2 protein-coding genes are annotated in these 1974 nt (G+C 66.5%); both read left to right on the top strand.

Features of this window, described 5'->3' with window-relative positions; genetic code table 11:
• Positions 1-40: 40 nt before the first annotated feature.
• Positions 41-1153: an amino acid ABC transporter permease gene (locus AC1VNY_RS42325; protein WP_482409644.1), complete on the top strand. Its 1113-nt coding sequence runs from the start codon at positions 41-43 to the stop codon at positions 1151-1153.
• Between the two features lies 1 nt (position 1154).
• Positions 1155-1974 (top strand): ABC transporter permease subunit (locus tag AC1VNY_RS42330; RefSeq protein WP_482409643.1); only part of this gene is annotated, 820 nt, incomplete at its 3' end.

Consider the following 1974-nt stretch of genomic DNA (forward strand, 5'->3'; position numbering starts at 1 on the left):
GCCCTGGCGGCTTTCGCTCAGCGATCCCCGCGTCGCGGGCTTGTTCTGGCAGATACTGGTGGTCGCCATCGCGGTCGCCGTCGTCGCCTGGCTGTGGTCGAACGCGGTCCATAACCTCTCGGTGCGCCGCATCTCGACCGGCTTTGCCTTCCTCGGCCGCGAAGCCGGCATGCCGATCGCCGACAGCTGGATCGACTACACGCCGAAGAACACTTATCTGCGCGCCTTCATCGTCGGTGTCGTCAACACGCTGCGCGTCGCGGTCATCGGCATCGTGCTGGCGACCGTGATCGGCACGCTGGTCGGCATCGCGCGGCTGTCGTCGAACTGGCTGCTGGCGCGGCTCGCCGCCGTCTATGTCGAGGTGCTGCGCGACCTGCCGCTGCTGCTGCAACTCTTGTTCTGGTACGTGCTGATGCAGGGCCTGCCGGCGGCGCGCCAGGCGTGGAAGCCGGTCGACGGAGTCTATCTGTCCAACCGCGGCCTTGTGCTGCCGTCGGTGCCGCTGCATGACGCCAATGGCTGGACGCTCGTCGCGCTGCTCGCCGGCGTGATCGTCTTCCTCATCGTCAGGCGCCGCCTGATCGCGCAGCAGATGCTCGATGGCAAGGCGCGGCCGGCCTGGCCCTACGCGCTCGGCCTCATCATCGCGCTGCCGGCGCTGGTGTCGTGGCTTCTGGGCGCGAGCTGGAGCGTCATGCTGCCCGAGCTGCGCGGCTTCAATTTCGTCGGCGGGCTGACCCTGGCGCCGGAATATTTCGCGCTGCTGATCGCGCTCGTCACGTATACTTCGGCGTTCATCGCAGAGATCGTGCGCAGCGGCATCCAGGCGGTGCCGCGCGGCCAGTCGGACGCCGCCAAGGCGCTCGGGCTGAAGCGCAGCTTCGTGCTGCAGCACATCGTGCTGCCGCAGGCGCTGCGCGTCATCATCCCGCCGATGACCAGCCAGTATCTGAACCTGACCAAGAATTCCTCGCTCGCGGTCGCGGTCGGCTACCAGGACATCGTCTCGATCGCCAATACCACGCTGAACCAGACCGGGCAGGCGATCGAGTCGATCGCGCTGATCATGATGGTGTTCCTCACCATCAGCCTCGGCATCAGCCTGTTCATGAACTGGTACAACGCGCGGATCGCGCTGGTGGAGCGCTGACATGAGCTCGGTCGCACATCTCCCGCAGGATCCGCTGCCGATCGGCCGGCGCCGCGCGCAGCGCACGCTCGGCGGCCAGATCGTGGCCTGGCTGCGCACCAACCTGTTCGCGTCCGTGACGTCGAGCATCATGACGCTGTTGCTGCTGTTCGTGCTCGCCAAGGCGTGCATCGGCCTCTGGCAATGGGGCATCGCCAACGCGATCTGGATCGTCTCCGGCAACGACACCAGCGCCTGCCGCGCGCTGCGCGGCGTCGGCGCCTGCTGGGCGGTGATCCCCGAGAAGTACCGCTTCATCCTGTTCGGCACCTATCCGTTCAACGAGCAGTGGCGGCCGGCGCTCGCGGTCGTGATCTTCATTGCGCTGTTCGTGGTCTCGAGCCGCCGCAGCTTCTGGCGCAAGGAGCTGTTCCTGCTGTGGGCCGCGGCCTTGATCGCGATCGGGTGCCTGATGTGGGGCGGCTTTCTCGGCATGTCCTTTGTCACGCAGGACCGCTGGGGCGGGCTGCCGGTGACGCTGATCCTTGCGACTTTCGGATTGGCGTTCGGCTTCCCGCTCGGAATCCTGGTCGCGCTCGGCCGCCGCTCGAAATTGCCGGCGATCCGCTCGCTCTGCGTGCTCTATGTCGAGCTGATCCGCGGCGTGCCGCTGATCAGCCTGTTGTTCATGGCGAGCGTCATGTTTCCGCTGTTCATGCCGGACGGCGTCAACATCGACAAATTGCTGCGCGCCCAGATCGCCTTCATCCTTTATGCCGGCGCCTACCTTGCGGAAGTCGTGCGCGGCGGCCTGCAGGCGGTGCCGCGCGGACAATATGAGC

Source organism: Bradyrhizobium ferriligni (genome assembly GCF_056837965.1).